Annotated in this window: 17 protein-coding genes, 1 tRNA gene and 1 pseudogene; all 19 read right to left on the bottom strand. The window is 60.2% G+C overall.

All coding sequences use genetic code 11. The annotated features are described in order from the left end of the window. Positions 1-306: 306 nt before the first annotated feature. Positions 307-1,494 (bottom strand): TerC family protein, encoded by a 1,188-nt coding sequence (locus AS189_RS16960; protein WP_062291539.1) that lies wholly within the window; start codon positions 1,492-1,494, stop codon positions 307-309. A 110-nt stretch (positions 1,495-1,604) separates the two neighbouring features. Then, the gene (locus AS189_RS16965; RefSeq protein ID WP_062291542.1) at positions 1,605-2,450 is read right to left on the bottom strand and encodes a Bax inhibitor-1/YccA family protein; all 846 of its coding nucleotides are present in this window, start codon (positions 2,448-2,450) and stop codon (positions 1,605-1,607) included. A gap of 285 nt (positions 2,451-2,735) precedes the next feature. Further along, a tRNA-Leu gene (locus AS189_RS16970) sits at positions 2,736-2,808 on the bottom strand. A gap of 70 nt (positions 2,809-2,878) precedes the next feature. Further along, a complete protein-coding gene (locus AS189_RS16975) occupies positions 2,879-3,379 on the bottom strand; it encodes a GNAT family N-acetyltransferase (protein ID WP_062291545.1) in 501 nt (166 codons plus the stop codon). Between the two features lie 183 nt (positions 3,380-3,562). Further along, positions 3,563-5,020 (bottom strand): NAD(P)/FAD-dependent oxidoreductase, encoded by a 1,458-nt coding sequence (locus tag AS189_RS16980; protein WP_062293949.1) that lies wholly within the window; start codon positions 5,018-5,020, stop codon positions 3,563-3,565. Positions 5,021-5,114: 94 nt separating this feature from the next. Next, positions 5,115-6,728: a S8 family peptidase gene (locus tag AS189_RS16985; RefSeq protein ID WP_082634405.1), complete on the bottom strand. Its 1,614-nt coding sequence runs from the start codon at positions 6,726-6,728 to the stop codon at positions 5,115-5,117. A 27-nt stretch (positions 6,729-6,755) separates the two neighbouring features. After that, on the bottom strand, positions 6,756-7,709 hold the full coding sequence (locus AS189_RS16990) for a Ppx/GppA phosphatase family protein (RefSeq protein WP_062291547.1): 954 nt from the start codon (positions 7,707-7,709) through the stop codon (positions 6,756-6,758). A gap of 55 nt (positions 7,710-7,764) precedes the next feature. Then, on the bottom strand, positions 7,765-8,382 hold the full coding sequence (locus tag AS189_RS16995; protein ID WP_062291548.1) for a DUF501 domain-containing protein: 618 nt from the start codon (positions 8,380-8,382) through the stop codon (positions 7,765-7,767). A gap of 144 nt (positions 8,383-8,526) precedes the next feature. Further along, entirely contained in the window at positions 8,527-9,285 is a 759-nt protein-coding gene (locus AS189_RS17000) for an FtsB family cell division protein (protein ID WP_062291554.1), read from the bottom strand. A 226-nt stretch (positions 9,286-9,511) separates the two neighbouring features. Continuing rightward, a pseudogene (gene eno / locus AS189_RS17005) lies at positions 9,512-10,791 on the bottom strand (phosphopyruvate hydratase). A gap of 126 nt (positions 10,792-10,917) precedes the next feature. Beyond that, positions 10,918-11,706, bottom strand: a complete 789-nt coding sequence (locus AS189_RS17010) for a MazG nucleotide pyrophosphohydrolase domain-containing protein (protein WP_237759909.1) — start codon at positions 11,704-11,706, stop codon at positions 10,918-10,920. Beyond that, positions 11,696-12,931 (bottom strand): adenosine deaminase, encoded by a 1,236-nt coding sequence (locus tag AS189_RS17015; RefSeq protein WP_424581604.1) that lies wholly within the window; start codon positions 12,929-12,931, stop codon positions 11,696-11,698. Before AS189_RS17015 ends, AS189_RS17010 begins: the two co-directional genes overlap by 11 nt. Positions 12,932-12,976: 45 nt before the next feature. Then, positions 12,977-13,981 carry a DedA family protein gene (locus AS189_RS17020; protein WP_237759911.1) on the bottom strand — a complete coding sequence of 335 codons (1,005 nt, stop codon included), beginning with the start codon at positions 13,979-13,981 and terminating at the stop codon, positions 12,977-12,979. 249 nt (positions 13,982-14,230) lie between these two features. Then, positions 14,231-15,541, bottom strand: coding sequence for a thymidine phosphorylase (locus AS189_RS17025; RefSeq protein WP_062291559.1), 1,311 nt, complete (start codon positions 15,539-15,541; stop codon positions 14,231-14,233). A 2-nt stretch (positions 15,542-15,543) separates the two neighbouring features. Further along, complete coding sequence (locus AS189_RS17030; RefSeq protein ID WP_062291566.1) at positions 15,544-15,948, bottom strand: cytidine deaminase; 405 nt, start codon at positions 15,946-15,948, stop codon at positions 15,544-15,546. A gap of 3 nt (positions 15,949-15,951) precedes the next feature. Then, the gene (locus AS189_RS17035) at positions 15,952-17,247 is read right to left on the bottom strand and encodes an ABC transporter permease (protein WP_062291570.1); all 1,296 of its coding nucleotides are present in this window, start codon (positions 17,245-17,247) and stop codon (positions 15,952-15,954) included. After that, on the bottom strand, positions 17,244-18,590 hold the full coding sequence (locus tag AS189_RS17040; RefSeq protein ID WP_062291573.1) for an ABC transporter permease subunit: 1,347 nt from the start codon (positions 18,588-18,590) through the stop codon (positions 17,244-17,246). The genes AS189_RS17035 and AS189_RS17040 overlap by 4 nt, the downstream gene beginning before the upstream one ends. Next, positions 18,587-20,152, bottom strand: coding sequence for an ABC transporter ATP-binding protein (locus AS189_RS17045; RefSeq protein WP_062291576.1), 1,566 nt, complete (start codon positions 20,150-20,152; stop codon positions 18,587-18,589). The genes AS189_RS17040 and AS189_RS17045 overlap by 4 nt, the downstream gene beginning before the upstream one ends. Positions 20,153-20,244: 92 nt before the next feature. Continuing rightward, entirely contained in the window at positions 20,245-21,357 is a 1,113-nt protein-coding gene (locus AS189_RS17050; RefSeq protein WP_062291577.1) for a BMP family lipoprotein, read from the bottom strand. Between the last annotated feature and the right edge of the window lie 177 nt (positions 21,358-21,534).

The raw sequence follows: 21,534 nt of genomic DNA on the forward strand, positions 1-21,534 counted from the left end.
CTGCGGGTCAGATTTTTTTGCTGTGGGCCCACGCGCCCGAGGGACCCGCTGCGAGCTTGCGAGCAGTGGGAGGGCGTTATGGGCCCACGCGCCCGAGGGACCCGCTGCGAGCTTGCGAGCAGTGGGAGGGCGTTATGGGCCCACGCGCCCGAGGGACCCGCTGCGAGCTTGCGAGCAGTGGGAGGGCGTTATGGGCCCACGCGCCCGAGGGACCCGCTGCGAGCTTGCGAGCATTGGGAGGGCATTATGGGCCCACGCGCCCGAGGGACCCGCTGCGAGCTTGCGAGCATTGGGAGGGCGTGGGGATTAGCGGCCCGTCATCTTTTCATGCAGAGCGTGTGCCTTGCCGACCTGCTCCAGGATCTCTTCGGAGTCCTTGTGCTTGTCGCGGAACTTGACCTCCATGGTTTGGATGGCATTTTCCTCCACCATGAGCAGCTGGTAAACGCGCTCACGCTCGGCCTGATCTGCCGTGTAGTCCAGTTCCAGGTAGCTTGCAGCGTGGCGGCGGGCGTTGTTAAGAACCGTCTGCGCCTTGCCGGACTTGCTCACCAGCGAAGCCACAATAGTTACCGTCAGCACACCGATGATGACCGTCAGGGAGAGCCCGGTGGAAATCTCGAAGACGGGAACGTGCTCGCCGCCGTTGATGAACGGCAGGTTGTTCTCGTGTAGCGCGTGCAGGACGAGCTTGACACCAATGAACGCCAAGATCGCGGCCAAGCCGTACGCCAGGTAGATCAGGCGATCCAGCAGGCCATCGAGCAGGAAGTACAGCTGGCGCAGACCCATAAGGGAGAAGGCTGTGGCCGTGAAGACGATGTAAACGTTCTGGGTCAGGCCGAAGATGGCCGGGATCGAGTCCAGAGCGAAGAGCAAGTCGGTGCCGCCAATGGCGACCATGACCAACAGCATCGGCGTAAGAACTTTCTTGCCGTCGATCTTGGTGACGAGCTTGTCGCCGTCGTAGTGCTCGGAGGTGTTGAACAGACGCTTGGCGAGCTTGATGATGAAGTTGTCCGCGTCGTCGTCGCCACTGTCTTCTTCCTTGAGCAAGTTACCTGCAGTGATGAGCAAGATGATGCCGAAGATGTAGAACATCCAGGACCAGGTGTTGATCAGTGCGGCACCGGCAAAGATGAATCCGGTGCGGGCGATCAGCGCGAAGACAATACCGAAGAGCAGAACCTTCTGCTGGTCCTCGCGGGGAACCTTGAAGCTGGCCATGATGACCAGGAAGACAAAGAGGTTATCAACGCTTAGCGCCTTCTCAGTGATGTAACCGGCGAAGTACTCTCCACCCATGGTGGCGCCGCCAAAGATCCAGACAACAATGCCGAAAACTATAGCCAGACCCACGTAAATGGAAGACCAGATAGCTGCTTCGCGCAAGGTGGGGATGTGAGCTTTGCGGATGTGGAAGAAGTAGTCAAAGGCCAACAGGCCCAAAATAACAACAATGGTAATGGCCCAAATAATAGGGTCGACGTTCATGAGCTGCTTTCGCTAGTTTTGTTCAACGGATCTAAAGGAGCTTTGATTGCAGCAACGCCCGGTCCCTGAGGGCCGGGCGTTGCTGCAATCAAATGAAGTTGGCGGCGGGGTTAATCGTTGCCCCGAAGGATGGCCAGCAGGCGCAGGATTTCTACGTAGAGCCACACCAGCGTCACTGTCAGACCAAAAGCGGCCGTCCAGGAGTACTTGGTGGGCAGGCCGCGCTGAACACCCTGTTCAATCGAGGTGAAGTCCACGATCAGGGAGAATGCAGCCAGGCCGATGGCCAGCAGACCCAACACGACGCCGAACGGGATGTTCGTCCCCGGGATATCCATACTGCGCACGCCCCACGGGCTATTGGTCACATTGAAAATCATGAGGAAGAAGTTGATCACTGAGAACAGCGCGTAGCCCGCCAGCGCGATGATGAAGAAACGGGTCATCTTCGGCGTGGCCCGCACCTTGGCGTTGCGGAACAGCACCAACGTCACGAGGAACACGCTCAAGGTGCCCAGCACGGCCTGGACAACAATGCCCGGGTACATGCCCTCGAGCATGCCGGAGAGTCCACCCAGGAACATGCCTTCAAAGAGCGCGTAGGCCAGAATCAGAACCGGGGACGGCTCCTTTTTGAAGGAGTTCACCAGACCCAGCACCAGGCCGACGATCATGCCAGGCCACATCAGCGCCGGAACCATCCAGCCAATAGCGGCACCTACCAGCACCAGCGTGAGCGTAAAAACAGTCTTCATGATGACGTCGTCGTACGTCATGCGGCCGGTCTGTGCCGGTCCTGCGGCAGGCTTGTTGTAGAGATCCTGCAACTGCTGGGCCGAGAACTGTGCCTGCGCGGACATGGTGTCCGCACCGCCGTTGACGGGGCCGCGATATCCGGCCGGCGTCTCTTTGAAGTTCTTGTTATTGGCAAATACCGGGTTTCCACCAAGTGCCATCGTGACGTTGCCTCCAAATTAGGGGGTAATTATTCCTTTTACTCTATCAAGTCAAGCGTTTCAATCGGCGATTATGTTCCTAATACCGCATATTGTCAGTACGCTGCCAGCAAACGTTCACCAAATGTTCACGTTGAGCCCAGATACCGCGGCTCCGCCGGCGGCCGCCCAGGTGTCAGGACCAGCCCCCACCCGAAATGAAAATCGACCCGGGACTTAAGGTCGCTTTGGTGAATCAAAGCGACCTTAAGTCCCGGGTCGATTTCACAGGAACGGCTTTACACGTGCCCCAACTCGGACTCGAACCGAGACTGAACAGATTTTAAGTCTGGTGCCTCTGCCATTGGGCTACTGGGGCTGATCCATCAGGACCGTCACTGGCTCCTGTCAACAATACTGGATACGAGGCCTGCCAAAGAAACCGCGGTTCAGCGCGATGTGAACGGAGCTGCGTACTTGAAGACCCCATGGCTGCCCGGTTGATGGCTGGCCAGGGCCAAGGCCATGAAATGCGAGCCCCATGAGGGATCCGGCGGAACGATCCCCAGCGAATCCGCCGGCACAAACCCGAACCGCGGGAAGTAATCGGTGCTGCCAAGGAGGACCAGCGTAGACTCCCCCATGGCGTTCGCCTCGGCAATACTGGCCTCCATCAGCGCCAAACCAACACCTTGGCGCTGATACTCCGGCTGCACGGCAAGGGGGCCCAATCCCAAAGACTCCTGCCCGCCAATCCATGCACGGGTGGTGATGACATAGCCTAAGATCTCGCCCCGCACCGATTCAGCAACTAGGGATAAACCCGGCAGGTACTCCCTGGACGCAAAAAGACCGCGCACCAGCTTTGCTTCTCCTGGATCCGCAAAGGCAGCCTGAACGACGGCAAGGAGCTCGGGGCGGTCATCAGCCCTCTCGCGTCGAATAATCATGGCCCCAGCATAGCGTCCCGTACTGAAATAACTGCGCCTGAGGAAAATGCTGCAGTTTGACGTTTTCGCTACCGTTCAAACCATGGCGGAAACGTCAAAGTCCCGCGAAAACCTTAAAGCGCGACGCCGGCCACCCCCAGAAGGTGGGGAGGACCGGCGTCGGGCATTACCTATTGGGAGGTGCTACTTTGCAGCAGCATCTTCCTTGACCTCGGCAGCGGGAGCGGCAACGGGAACAGCTTCAGCTACCGGAGCGGCAACGGGAGCGGCAGCAGGCTTGGGCTTCGGCGTTGCGGCCGCGACGAAGGTGGCGCGGGGCTGAGTCAGGTTTTCCAACTGAGCGAGGTCACGGCCACCAAGCATGGTCACGAACCAGTCCATGAGGACGCGGAACTTGCGCTCCACCGTCGGCATGGCCAGACCGTGGTAGCCACGGTGAGCCAACCAGGCCGGGGCGCCCTTGAGCTGGATGCCCATGATCTTGGCGACACCCTTCCACTGGCCGAAGCCTGCAACAGCGCCGAGGTTCTTGTGCTTGTAACCCTTCAGCGGCTTGTTGAAGCGGCTGGCCCACAGGTTCTTGGCCAGGCGCTTGGCCTGACGCAGAGCGTGCTGGGCGTTCGGGACACAGGTACCGTCGGGCAGGCCACCGGTAACATCCGGAACAGCTGCAACGTCGCCGGCAGCCCAAGCGTTCTCGATAACGCCGAATTCGCCGGTGACCTGCAGGTTGACGTTCACGGAGACACGGCCGCGGGGTTCGATCGGGAAATCGGTGGAGCGAACCATCGGGTTGGCCATAACGCCAGCGGTCCAGATCAGCGTGTCAGCGTCGAACTGCTGGGCAGTGGTCTTGTCCGGCAGGTTGATGAGCTTGATGTTGTTGTCTTCGGCGTTGTCCAGCGAGGTGTTCAGAAGAACCTCGATGCCGCGGCTACGCAGGTGATCGACGACCCAGAGTGCCTGAGCTTCGGTAACCTCGGGCATGATGCGTCCCATGGCCTCAACCAGGACGAAACGCAGTTCCGACTGCTCAACACGGTGGTTGAGCTTGACGGCGGCGCGAGCCATGTCCTCGAGCTCGGCGATGGTCTCGATACCGGCGAAACCGCCACCAACAACAACAAACGTCAGGTGACGCTTGCGCAGTTCCGGGTCGGTCTCGGTGGAGGCCTGCTCGATGAGGGAGAGAACCTGGTTACGCAAGGCAACAGCTTCTTCAATGGTCTTCAGACCGATGCCGGTTTCCGCCAGACCCTTGATCGGGAAGGTGCGGGTGATGGCGCCGGCAGCCACGACAACGTCATGGTAGGGCAGCTCAAAGTTCTCGCCACCGTCGGCCGGGGCCACAATTGCCGTACGGTTCTCGTGGTCGATGCTCGTGACGGAGCCCTGAATGACCTCGGTCTGCTTCAGGTGCTTGCGGTAGGAGACAACCGCGTGGCGTGCTTCGATGTTACCGCCGGCTACCTCGGGCAGGAACGGCTGGTACGTCATGTAGGGCAGGGGATCGATCAAGGTGACGATGCCACCTGTTTTTGCGATCTTCTTCTGCAGGTTGAAGGCCGTGTACAGGCCGACGTAACCGCCGCCAACTACAAGGACGCGCGGACGTGCTGAAAAGGTGGGTGTGATTGCCATAGCACCCATACTACATTTCTTTGTGAAAACATTCACTAGCTTGTTACTGTGAGCCGTAACGCATTAAATTTGTGCTAGAAGAACGACGGCGGCACTAGTGCTTGTGCTTGTTCCCTTGCCTCGCGCTCGGCGACGGATCCGCGGATCCCGGCGTGGGTTCGGTATTGGGTTCGGCCTTGGCACCCGGCTTCGCTGCCGACTCCCCCACCGATCCACTTTCTACAGCTGCCACTGGCACGCTCTGCGTTGATCCGGGCCTGTTTTTCTTCGCCGCATCAGGCTCCGCAGCGCCAGTTCCGGTACCTGTTTCCGTGCCGGTTCCAGCGCCAGTTCCTGTTCCCGGTCCCACGGCGCCAACCGCATCAGCCGCACGCACTCGGCGACGTGTCACCAATAAGTGAACACTGCCCAGCGCAATAATGAGGGCCAAAAGCCCGCCAGAGCCTAACACTAGGGCCTGTGGCAGCGCGCCATCTAGCTGCGCCGTCTTGAGCGCAACTGGCGGACTCACATCGGTGAGCGTCGGTTTCGGTTGGGGAATGATGGTCGCAAGAGCTCCATTTTTGGTGGGCGGGACAACTGCACCACGGCGGTGCACCCTGATCCACTCAGAGATGCTGCCCATCGGGTTTACGGTGACCTCGGGAACATCCTTGGTCAGAGCGGCCTGGGCATCAAGAACTCCGTACCCGTAAATGGCATTGGGAACGCCTTCACCTTTGGGCTTGGCAGTTGAAATGATCCGGTTGATGACCTGAGCGGCGCTCATCTGCGGGTACTTGGAGCGAATCAAGGCTGCAACGCCGGAGACGATCGGTGCTGCACCGCTGCTCCCGCTCCAGCTGGCATAGCCACCATTGGGCAGTCCGCCGGCCAAGTCTTCGGCCGGTGCACTGACGCCAATGCTGATGCCTTGAGAAGAGGAATCAACGCTCGCGGTGCCGTCCTTGCCCAGACCTCCAACGGCCAGGATGCCGGGAATGGTTGCAGGGGCCCCCACTTGTTCACTTCCGGTTTTCCGGTTGCCCGCCGCAGCAACAATGACCACATCATTAGCTTCGGCATAGGCAAAAGCGTCATCCCAGCTCTGCGGCCAGGCCGTGGACGTACTGCCCAGAGACATGTTGATGACCTTGGCACCCTGATCCACGGCCCACGTAACTGCGGCTGGAATCTGATCGTCAATGCTCTTACCGGAGGGGTTTTCGCTACCCAACCAGACGGAAATACTGAGGAGTTCAGCCTTAGGGGCAACTCCAATGACGCCGTCCGGCCCCGCACCCACAGTGGGTTTGGGCTTGGCTGTGCTTTTAGGCGTCGCCTTACTGGTAGCTGTGGGGGTCGGAGTGCTGGCGGCATGGCCCCGGCCCGCCAGCATGGTGGCGACCAAAGTTCCGTGCTCGGGTTCGGCGCCAATGCCCTTGGTGCCGTCATCATTGCCGGAGCCAGACATGTCTATCCCGCCCACCACAGCACCTTTGAGATCCTTGTGATCTGCATCAATGCCGCTGTCAATGATGGCGATTTTCACGCCCTCACCCTGCGAAACGTCCCAGGCCTTCACAATCCCGGACTGTTCCAGCCAGTACTCTCGGTTGCGAATATCGTCAGCCGATGCCGGAGCGGCACCCACCACAGCCAGCGAACCGGCCACGACAAGCGTCATCAACGCGGCTGCCGTGCGTTGCAACCGTGGGGCTAACTGCATGAAAGCTCGTTTCCGTAAGATGTAGTGCTAGTTTCGGGCTGCGCCCAGGGCAATTCCGTCAAGAATATCGTGTTCGCTGGTGGTTACCGATTCCACGCGTCCGTCACTGAGCTGCGCCACCTTGCGCAGCACGGTCCGCCAGATCAGTGCACCGGCGCCAATGACGTCCACACGGCCCGGATGCATGAAGCCAAGTTCGCCGCGTTCGGCCCGCGTCATGGAGAGTAATGAGGAAGCCGCGGCATCAACTTTTTCCAGAGGTACGACGGCGGCATGAATCGCCTCGCTCTGATAGCTCGACAAGCCGAGGGCGTGGGCCGTGATGGTGGTGATGGAGCCGGCCACGCCCACCACTTCGGCAACGTCACCAAGAGGCACTGTCGCGAGGACTTCATCCAGCTTTTCCGCTACCGCAGCCTCGGCCAGGGCAATCTGGGCCGCGGTGGGCGGATCTGACTGCAGGTACCTTTCGGTGAAACGCACACACCCCATATTGGTACTCAACGCGTTCAAGACTCCGCCACCATCCCCCACCACGAACTCGGTGCTGCCGCCACCTAAGTCAACAACCAAAACCCGCTTCTGACCCAAGTCCGGCAGGACGCTCACGGCGCCTGAAAAGGAGAGCGTAGCTTCTTGGGCGCCACTGACCACTTCTGGTTCCAGTCCCAGCCGGTCCTTGATACCTGCAACAAAATCATCCCTGTTGCTGGCATCCCGGGTGGCACTGGTCGCCACGAACCGCACCCGCTGAACATCGTTGGCGGCAATAATGGCGGCATAGGCATCGACGGCGGCAAAGGTACGTTCCAGCGCTTCGGGAGCCAGCGTGCCGGTGACATCCACGTCCTGGCCCAGCCGGACCACACGCATTTCACGATGCACATCAATCAAGGACTGCCCACCGTGAGGCTGCTCGCTCACATCTGCAATGAGCAGGCGGATGGAGTTGGTTCCGCAGTCAATGGCTGCAACGCGCATTCTGTAGGCCTTTCGAGGCAGGTGGTGGCGGCAAGTACCGATACTGGTTCTGGCGCTAGCTCGGGTTCTGGTTCAGATTCTTAACGTGGCGGCTCAGGTCCTTGTTGGGAACAGGCGCTTCATCGTCCCAGGCCCCGGCACAGTAGCAGGTCTCTGCCGTCCACCACTGGGCCACTCCGGCCAGGGCTTCATCGCCCAGCGGATTCACACCAGGGCCTTCGGCCAAGGCGTGACCGATGAGCACGTGGAGGCACTTCACGCGGGTGGGCATGCCTCCGGCGGAGATACCGGAGATTTCCGGGACGGGGCCTGTTCCGGCCCGTTCGCCGATGGCCTCACGGGCTGCAATGTAGCTTTCATGCGCCTTCTGGTAGGCGGCAGCCAGCACCGTGTCAGTCTCCAGCCGCTCACTCATCTCATTCATGAGACCTGCCGCTTCCAGCCGCGACGCTGCCGCGGTCAGGATGGGATGAGTTAGGTAAAAGGTGGTGGGGAACGGAATCCCATTGCTCAGACGCGGTGCCGTGGCGGCCACCAACGGGTTGCCACAGATGCAACGGGCAGGTATTTCCACCACGTCACGCACGGGGCGGTGGAGCTGCCGGCTGAGGGTGTCAAGATCGTGCTGCGAAGGGATGCGCCCGTTCGAGGCGGAACTGGTGGTTTCGGGCACGGGCGGGCCTTTCGTAGAACTGTTGTCAAGCTTCTTTGGAGCTTTGTCATGCCTTGGTCTGCTGCGGCCAAGGTCCAAGCTGCTATTTTAGCGTGCCCTGCGGCGGCCAAATATCAGTTCCTCAGTCGAGACCCGGATGGCGGATTAAGGAGCAGTTGACGGGCCCGGTGCTGGTGGTGCAGGTGTGGTGGCAGGCTTGGCGGGCACCACCGGCGCGGGCACCTGAACCTCTGCTGACTTTTTCACAGCATCCCAGAGTCCATCAACCCAGGGTTCCGTGGTAATTTCGGTAGCCTTCTTGGCTGTTGTGGCTTGCACCGCGGCGGCCTTGGCGGCATCCACGGAATCTTCAACAGCCTCAGTGCCGTTGGCGCCATAGACCCAATAGCCGGTTTCGCCGGGCATGAGCATGCTCACTCGGTCGCGGGCCTGCTGCTTGATGTAGGCAGGATCGTCCCAGCGTTTAATTTCTGCCGCATAAGCTTCCTGCTGGGCTTGCCGGGCGGCAATATCGTCTTGTAGTTGGGCAATTTCGGTCCGCTGGGTCAGGAAAGTGTGCACGTTCGGTGCCAACAGGACGGTGGCAACACCCATGGTTAGCAGCATCACCAAGAGCCGGCCTGAGAAGGACCGGGCAGGGACAGGACTGTTGCCATTGGCGTGAATCACGCCGTCTTGGCGACTGCGGCTTTGGGCGTCGCTGGCCAGCTTGCGCTCGCCCTTCGCGGCGCCCTTCTCAGCGCCCTTCTCAGCACCCTTCTCAGTGCCGGCCCGAGCTGCTGATCCGGATGCCGGCATGTTTTTTGGGCTTGTTGGGGCGGCTTCAACGGGCGCTGCTTCTTGGGCACCGCTGAGGCCGGAAGTGAACTGTGCTTTAGGCACTGAGGGCCGTCGTGTGGCCATGCTTCTCCTAAGTACTTCGGCCGGCAGGTCCCCGGCTCCGTCAACAAACGCTCCATCACCTATGGCAGCTTTTCACCCAACGCTCCATCACTTATGGGGCTGTTTTGGCGAACGCTCGCTCACTTCAGTGATTCTCAAACTCAACTTCAAGCTTAAACGGCAAAGCCGCGGAAGCTGGCCGGGTGTGAACTCCACCTTAGCCAGCCGCCGCGGCCATCGCTGCTATTTAGCCCTTGAAACGCGGGAACGCGCTGCGGCCTGCGTAGCGTGCGGCGTCGTCGAGCTCTTCTTCGATGCGCAGCAGCTGGTTGTACTTGGCAACGCGCTCGGAGCGGGCCGGAGCACCAGTCTTGATCTGACCGGCGTTGGTAGCAACGCAGATGTCAGCAATGGTGGTGTCTTCGGTCTCGCCTGAACGGTGCGAGGTGATGGTGGTGTAACCGGCACGCTGAGCCATGGATACGGCATCCAGGGTCTCAGTCAAGGAACCGATCTGGTTGACCTTCACGAGCAGCGAGTTGGCGGTAGCCGCTTCGATGCCGCGGGACAGGCGCTCAGGGTTGGTGACGAAGAGGTCATCTCCAACAATCTGAACCTTGTCACCGATGGTGTCGGTCAAGGTCTTCCAACCTTCCCAGTCATCTTCATCCAGGGGATCCTCGATGGAAACGAGCGGGTAGTCGGCAACGAGCTCGGCGTAGTAAGCGCTCATCTCGGCGGCAGAGAGGGACTTGCCCTCGAACTGGTACGCGCCATCCTTGAAGAACTCGGAGGAAGCAACGTCCAGAGCCAGACCAATGTCGGTGCCGGGCTTGTAGCCGGCGCGCGTGATGGCTTCCAGGATCAAGTCAAGAGCTGCACGGTTGGACGGCAGGTTCGGCGCGAAGCCACCCTCATCGCCCAGGCCCGTGGAGAGGCCCTTTTCCTGCAGAACAGCCTTGAGGTTGTGGTAAACCTCAACGCCCCAGCGCAGGCCTTCGGAGAACGTGGAAGCACCGAGAGGCACAACCATGAATTCTTGGATGTCAACGTCGGAGTCAGCGTGTGAACCACCGTTGAGGATGTTCATCAGCGGCACCGGCAGAACGTGTGCGTTGGGGCCACCGAGGTAGCGGTACAACGGCAGGCCAGCGGACTCAGCAGCAGCGCTAGCCACAGCCAAGGAAACACCCAGGATGGCGTTGGCGCCAAGCTTGGCCTTGTTCGGGGTGCCGTCCAGTTCCAGCATGACGGAGTCGATCAGACGCTGATCGGTTGCGTCCAGGCCCTCAATCTCGGGGCAATAACTTCCAGAACAGCCTCGACTGCCTGCAGGACACCCTTGCCCTGGTAACGGTTCTTGTCGCCGTCACGGAGTTCCACTGCCTCGAAGGCACCGGTGGATGCACCAGAGGGAACGCCTGCGCGGCCCATGGCACCATCGGTCAGCAGAACTTCGACCTCAACGGTCGGGTTTCCGCGGGAATCCAAAATTTCGCGTGCATGAATGGCTTCAATAAGTGCCACGTATTGCTCCTAATAGTCAGCTTTGTAGAGTAATTGTCGACCACGCTGTCGTCTCAATGGTAACCGAACAGGTGATCGGGCACTCATTGCTACGCTGCCAGCGGTTAAGTGGCGCCTAGAAAATTCCTAGTGTTGTTCTTGAAAGCGCCGCACAGCCAGACGCAGCGCCCGTTCGGCATCGAGCCCGTGTGCCTCTGCCTCAAGTACGACGTCGAACAGCACCTTCCCGAGTTTTTCTTCCGTTGCGCTGTTCTCCAGCAGGTGCCCTTCGGCTTTCTGCACGTCGAGGCCTGCCCGGCGGGCCCGCTCTACCGACTTTTGGGCCATGCTCAGGGCTGGGAGGGACCGCGGAACTCCGGCAAAGGGGCCCGTTGCTGAGCCAGAGGCACTGCCGGCTGCCCTGCCTGAGGCTCCCCCAGAATCGGGAACAGGGCCAGAATCCGGAACAGAAGCAGGGCCAGAACCATCCGCAGCCGAATCTCCGGCCGCCCGTTCCTGCGCCTTGACGCGTTCCCAGGTCTCCTCGATTTCGGCCAGCGTGGCGGGGAAACTCTCCTGCAAGGTGCCATCTGACTGGAAGACGTGCGGGCTTCGTCGGATCATTTTCTCGCTCAGGCCGCGAGCCACATCGGCCAGATCGAACTCACCGGCTTCCTGAGCCAGCCGGGCGTGCATCACCACTTGCAGCAGGATGTCGCCCAGCTCGCCGGAAATCTCGGCCGAGCTTCCGGTTTCCAGCGCTTCAATAAACTCATGCGATTCCTCCACCAGGTAACTGATGAGGGATTCGTGGGTGAGTGCCGCCGTCCACGGGCAATGGTCCCGGAGGGCGCCCACCACATCAACAAGGCGGGCCAACTCCACGGATGTGGAGCGGGCCCGCCCGTTAATTTCCGGCACAGATTTAGCGCTCAAGTCCGTCTTCGTCCACAGCAGAATCGTCCAGATCGGAGGCGTCGAAGGTTTCAAAGTCCTCGGAGTCCTCGAATCCGTCGATTTCTTCCATGGCGTCCTCGAAGCTCTCAACGATGAAGTCGGCCAGCTGTTCGCGGGATTCGATGGGGAGGAACGATGCATGAACGGCGTTCAGCGTCAGCTCCAACACAGTGTCCAAACCGTAGCCGAACGTCTCCACCAAGAGCCCGAATTCGCCCGTCAACGTCACACCGCTCATCAACCGGTTATCCGTATTGACAGTGACGTTGAAGCCCAGCTGGTGCAGCAGATCGATGGGGTGCTCGGCAATGGTGGTGCCAAACGCCGCAATGGCACCAGTCTGCAGGTTCGAGGACGGGCACAGCTCGAGCGGGATCTGGCGGTCACGCACCCACTGCGCCAGATCGCCCAAGGTGAGCGTTCCGACGTCGTTCCCGTCAACTTCCTCCACATCCAGGTGGATGTCCTCGGCGATGCGCACGCCGTGGCCCAATCGCAGCGCGCGGCCATGGACCAGTGCGTCCTGAATACTCTCCAAACCGGCGCCTTCACCGGCGTGGACAGTGGCGGGGAAGTTGTTCTCAGCCAGGTAAGTGAATGCCTCGGTGAAGCGCGAGGGCAGGAAGCCATCCTCCGCGCCGGCAATGTCAAAACCCACCACGCCGTTGTCGCGGTGACGCACGGCCAGCTGAGCAATTTCGGAGCCGCGATCGGCGTGACGCATGGCCGTGATGATCTGGCCGACCTCAATGTAGCCGCCCGCCTCATCCACCGAATCCATGCCCTCTTCCAGACCTTCCTGGACAGCTTCAACAGCCTCATCCAGTGAGAGTCCGGCGCTCAGGTGCTGCTCGGGGGCCCACCGCACCTCACCGTAAACCACGCCGTCTTCGGCGAGATCTTCAACGAATTCCTTGGCAACCCGCACCAGCGCATCGTGCGTCTGCATGACGGCGATGGTGTGCTCAAAGGTCTCAAGGTAGCGCTCAAGCGAGCCAGAGCTGGCCGATTCCAGGAACCAACTGGCTAGTTCCGTGGGATCGGTGGCCGGCAGCGCGTGCCCAGCCTGCGCTGCCAACTCAATGATGGTTTCGGGGCGCAGACCACCGTCAAGGTGATCATGCAGGGACACTTTGGGCAATGATTTAAGGTCCACAACCGGAATGGAAATGCCTGCGTGTTCTGAAGTTGAGTTAGTCACAATCCCCACTCTATGGATGAGCCGGGCCCGACGCTAGTTGGGCGCGGCTCAGAGCTGGTGAAATCCGGCACCCACGGCGGCGTTTGGGGACACAGCACCAACCGTGGCGCCGCTCTTCCCGCTACTCTTCCCGCTGCCCTTTCCACCACAATGATGGACGACGGCGGCACCCACCACCGTGTGTCCGTCACCTTCTCCGGCGTCGGGCGCTTCAGGGCTGCTTAGCTCCACAGCACCCGGCTCCAGGGCACCCGGCTCCGGCGTACCGTTAGGGTCAGCCTGCGTAGGTGCTACAGCTGGCGGACTTGGCTCACCTGGCATAGTTCCTTCAGCTGGCGCAGTTGGCTCACCTGGCGTTGTGCCAGCGGAACCGCTCTTGTGGCCTCGGCGATCCAAATGCCGGTGCACGCGTTTCAGAGCGTGGTCCACGAAGATGCCGATCGCAATGGCAAATGCAATGGCAATTCCGACCCCCAGCAGCGGATTATCGTGCACCCAGCGTCCGGCAAACGTGCCCACAGCCACCGAATAACTGGCCCATGTCAGCACAGCAATACCGTCCAAGACCACAAAGCGCCGCCACGGAAACGACGTGGCGCCAGCCGTGAAATTGACAGCAATCCGGCCCACGGGGACGTACCGAGCAGTGAAGATCAGGACTGCTCCGCGCTTGTCTAATTCCATGCCAGCCCAAGCAAAAGCTTTGGCAACGCGGGGGCGGCGCATCCAGGCGAAGCGCTGAACACCAAGTTTCCGACCCATCCAGTAGGCAATGTTGTCACCAATGATGGCGCCCATGGACGCGCCAAGGATCAGCAGCCAAATGTTGGGATAGCCGTTCCTGGAGGCAATCGATGCCAGTGCCACGATGGCTGTTTCGCTGGGCAGGAAAAGGAAGAAACCGTCAATCAGACAGAACAGAGCCACCAGCGGAATGACCCACCACTGGGCAGCGGAGTGTTCAATCATGACGTTGATCTGATCAATGAGGTGCAGGAAGTCCACCGTGGATTTTTCCTCTTCTGTGGTGGTTGTCTTCCTAAAGTTTCCCACGCTTAAGCCGCCGTGGTATCCACCCATCGGAGGATATTCTCAGGGGTTCTGTACTCCTTTGGACTCAGGTCCGCCCGCAGCCAACAATTCCCAGGCACGACGGCAGGAGGCCTCCTTGCGCAATGGGCAAGGAAGCCTCCCGCTTCGTGTGTCAGTGCCGTAGTGCCTTAGTGCAGGAGCGTCGGGAAAAACAGCCCAAAAGGTGATAGAGCGTCAGCAAAAACACCCCAAAAGGTGATAGAGCGTTGCTTAGGCGATGCGGTCGATGATGAGCTGGTTTGCCGGACGAGATCCGTCGGGGGCAATGGTGACGGCGCCCTCGAGCGCTTCCTTGGCGCTCTGGAACTTCCCGGGGGTGTCGGTCAGCAGCGTCATGAGCGGCTCTCCAGCACGCACCACGGCACCAGGCTTGGCGTGCATGCGCACTCCGGCCCCGGCTTGCACGGCATCTTCCTTGCGCGCCCGCCCAGCACCGAGCCGCCACGCGGCAACGCCCACAGCCATGGCGTCCAAGCCCACCAATACACCGTCGGCAGGTGCCAGAATGACCTCGGATTCGCGTGCCGTGGGCAGCGCGGCGTCGGGGTCCCCGCCCTGAGCGCGAATCATGCGGCGCCAAACATCCATGGCTCGCCCGTCCTTGAGCGCAGCCGCCGGATCGGCACCGCGAATGCCGGCAGCGTCCAGCATCTCTTCCGCCAGCTTCACCGTCAGTTCCACTACATCTTCGGGGCCCCCGCCGGCCAGCACCTCCAGTGATTCTTCAACTTCAATGGCGTTACCGGCGGTCAAGCCCAACGGCGTGGACATATCCGTCAACAGCGCCACTGTTTTAACGCCGGCATCGGTGCCCAGTGCAACCATGGTTTGGGCCAGTTCGCGGGCCCGCTCCACAGTCTTCATGAACGCTCCGCTTCCCACCTTCACATCCAGGACAAGTGCCGCCGTGCCCTCAGCAATCTTCTTGCTCATGATGGAAGAGGCAATCAGCGGGATGCACTCAACTGTTCCGGTGACATCACGCAGTGCGTACAGTTTCTTATCTGCCGGAGCCAGGTTTCCGCCAGCAGCGCAGATCACCGCACCCACATCGGAGAGCTGGCGCATCATGGCCTCGGCGGTGACATCGGCGCGCCAGCCCGGGATGGATTCCAGCTTGTCCAAGGTGCCGCCGGTGTGCCCCAGACCCCGACCAGACAGTTGTGGCACAGCCGCGCCAAATACTGCTACGAGTGGGGAGAGCGGCAAGGTGATCTTGTCTCCCACGCCGCCGGTTGAATGCTTGTCAGTGGTTGGCATCACGGCTCCGGTAGCCGAGCGGAGCGCTGAAAAGTCCAACCGCTCCCCCGAGGCGATCATGGCTGCCGTCCACTGCGAGATTTCCTCGCGGTCCATGCCGTTGAGGAAAATGGCCATGTTCAGGGCGGCCATTTGCTCTTCGGCGATCTCGCCGTGGGTATACGCCGCAATGGTCCAGGCGATTTGTTCCGGGGTGAGTTTGCCGCCGTCGCGCTTGGTGGCAATGATGTCAACGGCGGCGAATGTTCCAAGCGAAGTCATAACTAGTCCTTCAAGTTCTCTGGGCCAAAGGCGTCGGGCAGGATGGCGTCCATGGTTTTGGCTCCCGAGGACGTCATGATGCGCGTAGTCGCCGTGCTGAATTCAAACAGTAGCTGCCGGCAGCGTCCGCAGGGCATGAGGATTTCACCTTTGCCATCCACGCAGTAGAACTCGGTGATGAGTCCACCGCCGTTCATGCGGGCAGCACCGACCATGGTGCATTCGGCGCACAGGGTCAGTCCAAAGCTGGCATTTTCCACGTTGCACCCCGAGACGATGCTGCCGTCCGCGAGCCGGGCCGCAGCCCCCACGGGATAGTTCGAATATGGGGCGTAGGCGTGAGCCAGGGCCGCGGTGGCGGCTAGGCGCAGAGGCTCCCAGCCGCCGTCGAGCATGTCAGTGCTCATGCGCTACTCCTTGATGTAGGGCTCGCCGTCCGCGGCAGGGGCGAGTGCCCGTCCCACGAATCCGGACACGGCCAAGATGGTCAATGCGTACGGCAACATGGCCAAGAACTGGCCGTCGATCGGGGTGCCTGCGAGCGAGAGAATGCTTTGCAGGTTTCCTGCCACACCGAAGAGGAGCGCCGCCAGGGCTGCGCCGATCGGATTCCAGCGGCCAAAGATCAGCGCGGCCAAGGCAATGAAGCCCAGCCCGCCGGTCATGTCCTTACTAAAGCTGCTCACGGCAACTAGCGTGAAGTACGCGCCGCCAATGCCGGCCACGGCTCCACCGGCCAGGACGTTCAACACGCGGGTGCGGTTGACGTTGATACCTACGGTGTCGGCGGCCTTGGGGTGCTCACCCACGGCCCGCACACGCAAACCCCAACGGGTTCGGAACAAACCGAACCAGAGGGCAACCACCAGAATCAGCATGAAGTAGCCAATGATTGACTGCCGGAACAGGGTGGGGCCAATGATGGGGATTTCCGAGAGCAGCGGAATAGAGATGTTGGGCAGGTGGGCCGGCTGGTTGTAAATGGTCAGGCCATCAACCTTGGTCTTCATGATCTTCTCGAACAGGAACCCGGTCAGACCCGAGACCAGCACGTTCAGAACCACACCCACGATGATCTGGTTCACCACATACTTGATGCTGAACAAGGCCAGCAGCACTGACACGAGCACACCGGCAACAGCCGCGGCAATGAGTCCGGCATAAGCGTTGCCTGTGATGGAGGCTACGAGTGCCGCCGTGAAAGCTCCAGCCAACAGCTGGCCCTCGATGGCAATGTTGACCACGCCGGCACGCTCGGAAAGCACGCCGGACATGGATCCGAACAAGATGGGGGTGGTGATCAGCATGGCGCCGGAGAACAAGCCCACCAGTGTGATGTTCTGCGTGGTGGTCCCGCCAATGATCCAGACCATCATGCCCACCACAAAGACCACGGCGAAGGTCATAACAACCCATTTGGCGATCTTCCCGGCGTCACGTGTCTGGCGCCACGCCAGGTAGGCCAGCGCCACGCAAATGATTGAAACCAGCACGCCGACTGCCTTCGCCGGAACAACCAGGTTGGGCACCTGCCAGGCATCTGTGTCTTGGGAAATACGGAACGTTGCCGTGCCACTGGGGCCTAAGACAACGAAAACGACGACGGCGAACAGGGCCAGTACGCCCAGGAGGATGGGCAGTTTCCAGCTTCGGACGGCTACCGCATCGGCAACCTTGGGCGTCTCACTCTTGGTGATGATGCTCATGCACTGACTCCTTCGCTGCGAGCTTCCTTGATCCGGAAAATGGACCGGATCAGTGGCGGTGCGGCAATGAAGAGCACAATCAATGACTGCACCACGGCCACGATGTCAATGGAGACGTTGGCGTTGATCGCCATGGATGTGCCGCCTGCCTTGAAGGCGCCGAAGAGAATCGCCGCAAAGAACGTCCCCCACGGTTTGGAACGTCCCAGCAAGGCAACGGTGATGGCGTCAAAGCCGATGCTGCCGGCAATGTCGGCATCGAGAATCTTCTCGGTACCGGCCAACTGTGTGACACCAGCCAATCCCGCCAACGCACCGGAAATCAGCATGACGGTGATGTAGCCGCGGGATACCAACATTCCGGCGGTTCGTGCAGCCCGGGGGTTGGCACCAATGGCACGGTATTCAAAGCCCAGGGTGGACCTGTTCAGTAACCAAGACACCAAGATTACGGCCAGCACGGCCACGATCAGGCCTGCATGGAGGCGGTAGTTGGGTCCAAGAAGCAGCGGGAACATGGCCGTTTCATGCATGCGCGGGCTGATGGGGTTGCTGCTACTGGGGTCCCGCAGTTGGTTCTTCAGCAGGTACAGCGCCAACGACACGGCGATGTAGTTGAGCATGATGGTCACGATCACCTCGTGAGCACCGGTCTTGGCCTTCAGGAAACCAGCGATTCCGCCCCACAGCGCACCACCAATGGCGCCGGCCAGTACGACGGCCAGCAGGTGGATGCCCGGCGGGAGTTCAATCATGAAACCTACGACGCCGGCAAAGATGGCACCGAGGATGATTTGGCCCTTGGCACCAATGTTGAACAGTCCAACCCGGAAAGCGAGCGTCACTGACAAACCGGAGAGGATCAACGGGGTGGCGAACGTCAGGGTTTCAAAAATACCCAGCCGCCCCTGCCAGGTACGTGCACCCGGGTCATAGGTGGCTCCACGCCACAGTGCTCCGTACGCTTCGGAAATCGAGGCCCAAATGGCCTTGAGCGTTGCCATGGGGTCGCCAAAAAAGTAACCGAGGGCCGTGGTGACGCGGGTGTCTGTCACGGCGATCAGAATGCCACCAATAACAAGGGCCACAACGACTGCCAGAACCGAGATCATGGCGCCGCCGCTCATGATCTCGCGGACTACTTGGCTGGCGCTGCTTTCCTGCTCCGGCTTACCTGGCTTAGCTGCATTGCCGGGAGCGGATGTTGCTGTCACCGTTCCGGGTGCACTTGTTGCTCCTGGGGTGCCTGTGGCGCCTGGGATGTTGGGGGCACCGGGAGTGCCCGGAGCGCCGGGTGTTCCCGGAGTTTCTTCTGCCGGGACATTTTTATCTGTTCCGCTCATGGCTGCGCTCCTTCCTCGGTAGAGCCGGGTTCACTTTGGGGTTTCATTTGTTCCTGTGCTTCTGCCATGGGCAGCCCGGCCATCATGAGGCCAAGCAGTGCGCGGCTGGATTTTCCTGGCACGATCCCCATGAGCCGGCCGGCAAACAACACCGCAATCCGGTCAGCCAGCTCAAGGACTTCGTCCAGTTCGGTGGAGACGATGACGACCGGTGTGCCAGCGTCACGTTCTGCCACGATGCGTTTATGGAGGAATTCGATGGAGCCTACATCCACGCCACGGGTGGGTTGGGAGGCAATGAACAGCTTCAACGGCCGGGACAGTTCCCTGGCCAGAACTACCTTTTGCTGGTTACCGCCGGAAAGGGTATCCGCAGCATCCTGTGATGACTGGGCGCGGACGTCAAACTCCGCCACCTTATTAACAGCATTTTTAGCAATGGCGGCACGGTTCAATGTGGCCGCCCGCGAGTACGGAGCGCTCTTATACAGATCAAGGATGAGGTTCTCGGCGATGGAAAGCTCGCCCACCAGGCCGTCGTCCTGCCTGTCCTCGGGAACAAAACCAACCCCGGAGTCCAAGACCTGACGGACGCTCTTGCCCACCAGTTCCTTCCCGTCCAAGGTAATGGAACCCAGCACATGCTTGTGCAGACCCAGCACCGCTTCGGTGAGTTCGGTCTGGCCGTTGCCCTGTACCCCGGCAATGGCGAGGATCTCACCCTGGGACACGCTCAAGGTGACGTCATCGAGAAGTCTCTGCCCGGCGTCGTTCATGACAGTCAGATTGTTGATCTTGAACGTTTCCGCACCGGGTGTGGCGTCGGCCTTGTTCAAGGTCAGGTTGACGGCGCGGCCCACCATGAGCTCGGCCAGCTCCGTGGTGGAGGCGTCAGGGCTTGCCGAACCCACCACTTTGCCGCGGCGAATGACGGTGATGGTGTCGGAAATCGCCTTCACCTCGCGCAGTTTATGGGAGATGAACACGATGGAGGTACCGCCGGCTTTGAGCTGTCCCATGATGTCCATGAGCTCGTCGGTTTCCTGCGGTGTGAGGACGGCGGTGGGCTCGTCAAGAATCAGAATCTTGGAGTTACGCACCAGCGCCTTGATGATTTCCACCCGCTGCTGGATACCAACGGGCAGGTCCTCAACGAGCGCATCCGGGTCCACGTCAAAACCGAACTGTGTTGAAATCTCGCGGATCTTTCGCCGAGTTTCAGACAAATTCAGGACGCCGCCAAACGATGTTGACTCGGCCCCCAAAGCGACGTTTTCGGCCACGGTAAATACCGGGACCAGCATGAAGTGCTGGTGCACCATACCAATGCCAGCGGCCATGGCATCTGCCGGGCCGGAGAAGGTCACGGGAACGTCATCAACTAAGATCTGTCCCGAGCTGGGTGAATACAGCCCGTACAGCACGTTCATGAGCGTGGATTTTCCCGCCCCATTTTCGCCCAGCAAACTGTGAATCTGTCCTGATTCCACCACCAGGTCGATGTGGTCGTTCGCCACCAGGGAACCAAAGCTCTTGGTAATGCCCCGTAATTCTAATTTCAACGTTTTAGCCCATCTGCGAGGGTATTGATCACGGCTCGTACAACGGACATTGGGGGCCGCCACTGGCGACCCCCAATACCCACGTGCAGTTACTACTTCGGGCTGGCCGCGGATTCGACCTTGATGGACCCGTCGATGATGCTCTTCTTAATCTCTTCAAGCTGTGTCTTGGTGTCAGCCGAGACGGACTTGTCCTGGTCATGGAACGGAGCCAAGGCTACGCCACCATTTTCCAGGGTTCCAATGTACGGAGTGGCGTCAAACTTTCCGTCCAGGTCTTCCTTGACCACTGTTTCCACAGCCTCACCCATGGTCTTGATCACCGAGGTGAGCAGAACATCCTTGTAGGTGGGGGCGGTCAGGAAGCCATCGGAGTCAACCCAGACGAGCTTGACATCCTTGCCGGTCTTGTTGGCGGCCAGGATGGCATCTCCTGCACCCTTGCCCAGCGGCCCGGCAACCGGCATGATGACGTCGGCGCCTTCTGCAATCAGGTTGTTGGTGGTCTTGGTACCTTCCTGGATGATCTCAAAGGTATTAGCGAAGGAACCCTGCTGGCTCTTGACGTTCCAGCCAAGAACCTTCACGTCCTTGCCCTGCTTGGTGTTGTAGTAGTCAACGCCCTGAGCGAAGCCATCCATGAAGATGGTGACGGTGGGGATGTTGATGCCGCCGAATGTGCCCACCTTGCCGGTCTTGGACACCGATGCCGCAACATAGCCGGCCATGAAGGCAGCCTGAGCCGTGTCATAGACAATGGGCTTGACGTTGTCGGCCTTGATGCTGTTGTCATCAATGATGGCGTAGTGCAGCTCGGGGTTGGCCTTGGCGGCCGTTCCTGTGGCCTCAGCCAGCAAGAAGCCGACAGTCACCGTAAGGTTGCAACCGGCACTTGCCATGGTGGCCAGGTTCGGAGCAAAGTCTGCGGTGGTGGTGGACTGTGCTTCCTTCATCTTGATGCCAAGATCCTTGACGGCGCTCTGCATGCCCTCGTAGGAGGACTGGTTGAATGACTGATCGTCGAATCCGCCGGAGTCCGAAACGATGCAGCCAAGGAAGTTGGCTGCCGCCGGGTTTTGCGAGCTAGATTCGCCTGCGGCGGGCGGTGCCTGGCCGCAGCCTGTGAGCAGGAGCGCGGTAGCGCTCAGGGTAATGGTGCCCACAAGGGCTCCGCGCTTAAAGGTCTTAGCGGTGCTAAGAAGCATATTTTTCAAGGTTCCTCCATCGATTGGTGGCCTCACTGGAGCATTGACTAGGCAACGCAGGCGTCATCCAACCCCACCTGTTTTCCGGAACAACGCTGGTCCAGCCGATGAAATGAATGCGATTACCTTGCCACACCCCAGTGTTGCGGCGCTAACAATACCCTAGTGTCATAGCTC

Origin of the sequence: Arthrobacter alpinus (assembly GCF_001445575.1) — a bacterium.
In the GTDB taxonomy this organism is placed as follows: Bacteria; Actinomycetota; Actinomycetes; order Actinomycetales; family Micrococcaceae; genus Specibacter; species Specibacter alpinus_C.

Excerpts from the sequence above, each read along its gene's own strand:
- AS189_RS16980 (WP_062293949.1), bottom strand. The coding sequence starts at position 5,020 with ATGGCAATCACACCCACCTTTTCAGCACGTCCGCGCGTCCTTGTAGTT.
- AS189_RS16975 (WP_062291545.1), bottom strand. The coding sequence starts at position 3,379 with ATGATTATTCGACGCGAGAGGGCTGATGACCGCCCCGAGCTCCTTGCC.
- AS189_RS16990 (WP_062291547.1), bottom strand. The coding sequence starts at position 7,709 with ATGCGCGTTGCAGCCATTGACTGCGGAACCAACTCCATCCGCCTGCTC.
- AS189_RS16960 (WP_062291539.1), bottom strand. The coding sequence starts at position 1,494 with ATGAACGTCGACCCTATTATTTGGGCCATTACCATTGTTGTTATTTTG.
- AS189_RS17030 (WP_062291566.1), bottom strand. The coding sequence starts at position 15,948 with ATGAGCACTGACATGCTCGACGGCGGCTGGGAGCCTCTGCGCCTAGCC.
- AS189_RS17035 (WP_062291570.1), bottom strand. The coding sequence starts at position 17,247 with ATGAGCATCATCACCAAGAGTGAGACGCCCAAGGTTGCCGATGCGGTA.
- AS189_RS17000 (WP_062291554.1), bottom strand. The coding sequence starts at position 9,285 with ATGGCCACACGACGGCCCTCAGTGCCTAAAGCACAGTTCACTTCCGGC.
- AS189_RS17040 (WP_062291573.1), bottom strand. The coding sequence starts at position 18,590 with ATGAGCGGAACAGATAAAAATGTCCCGGCAGAAGAAACTCCGGGAACA.
- AS189_RS17050 (WP_062291577.1), bottom strand. The coding sequence starts at position 21,357 with ATGCTTCTTAGCACCGCTAAGACCTTTAAGCGCGGAGCCCTTGTGGGC.
- AS189_RS16965 (WP_062291542.1), bottom strand. The coding sequence starts at position 2,450 with ATGGCACTTGGTGGAAACCCGGTATTTGCCAATAACAAGAACTTCAAA.
- AS189_RS16985 (WP_082634405.1), bottom strand. The coding sequence starts at position 6,728 with ATGCAGTTAGCCCCACGGTTGCAACGCACGGCAGCCGCGTTGATGACG.
- AS189_RS17025 (WP_062291559.1), bottom strand. The coding sequence starts at position 15,541 with ATGACTTCGCTTGGAACATTCGCCGCCGTTGACATCATTGCCACCAAG.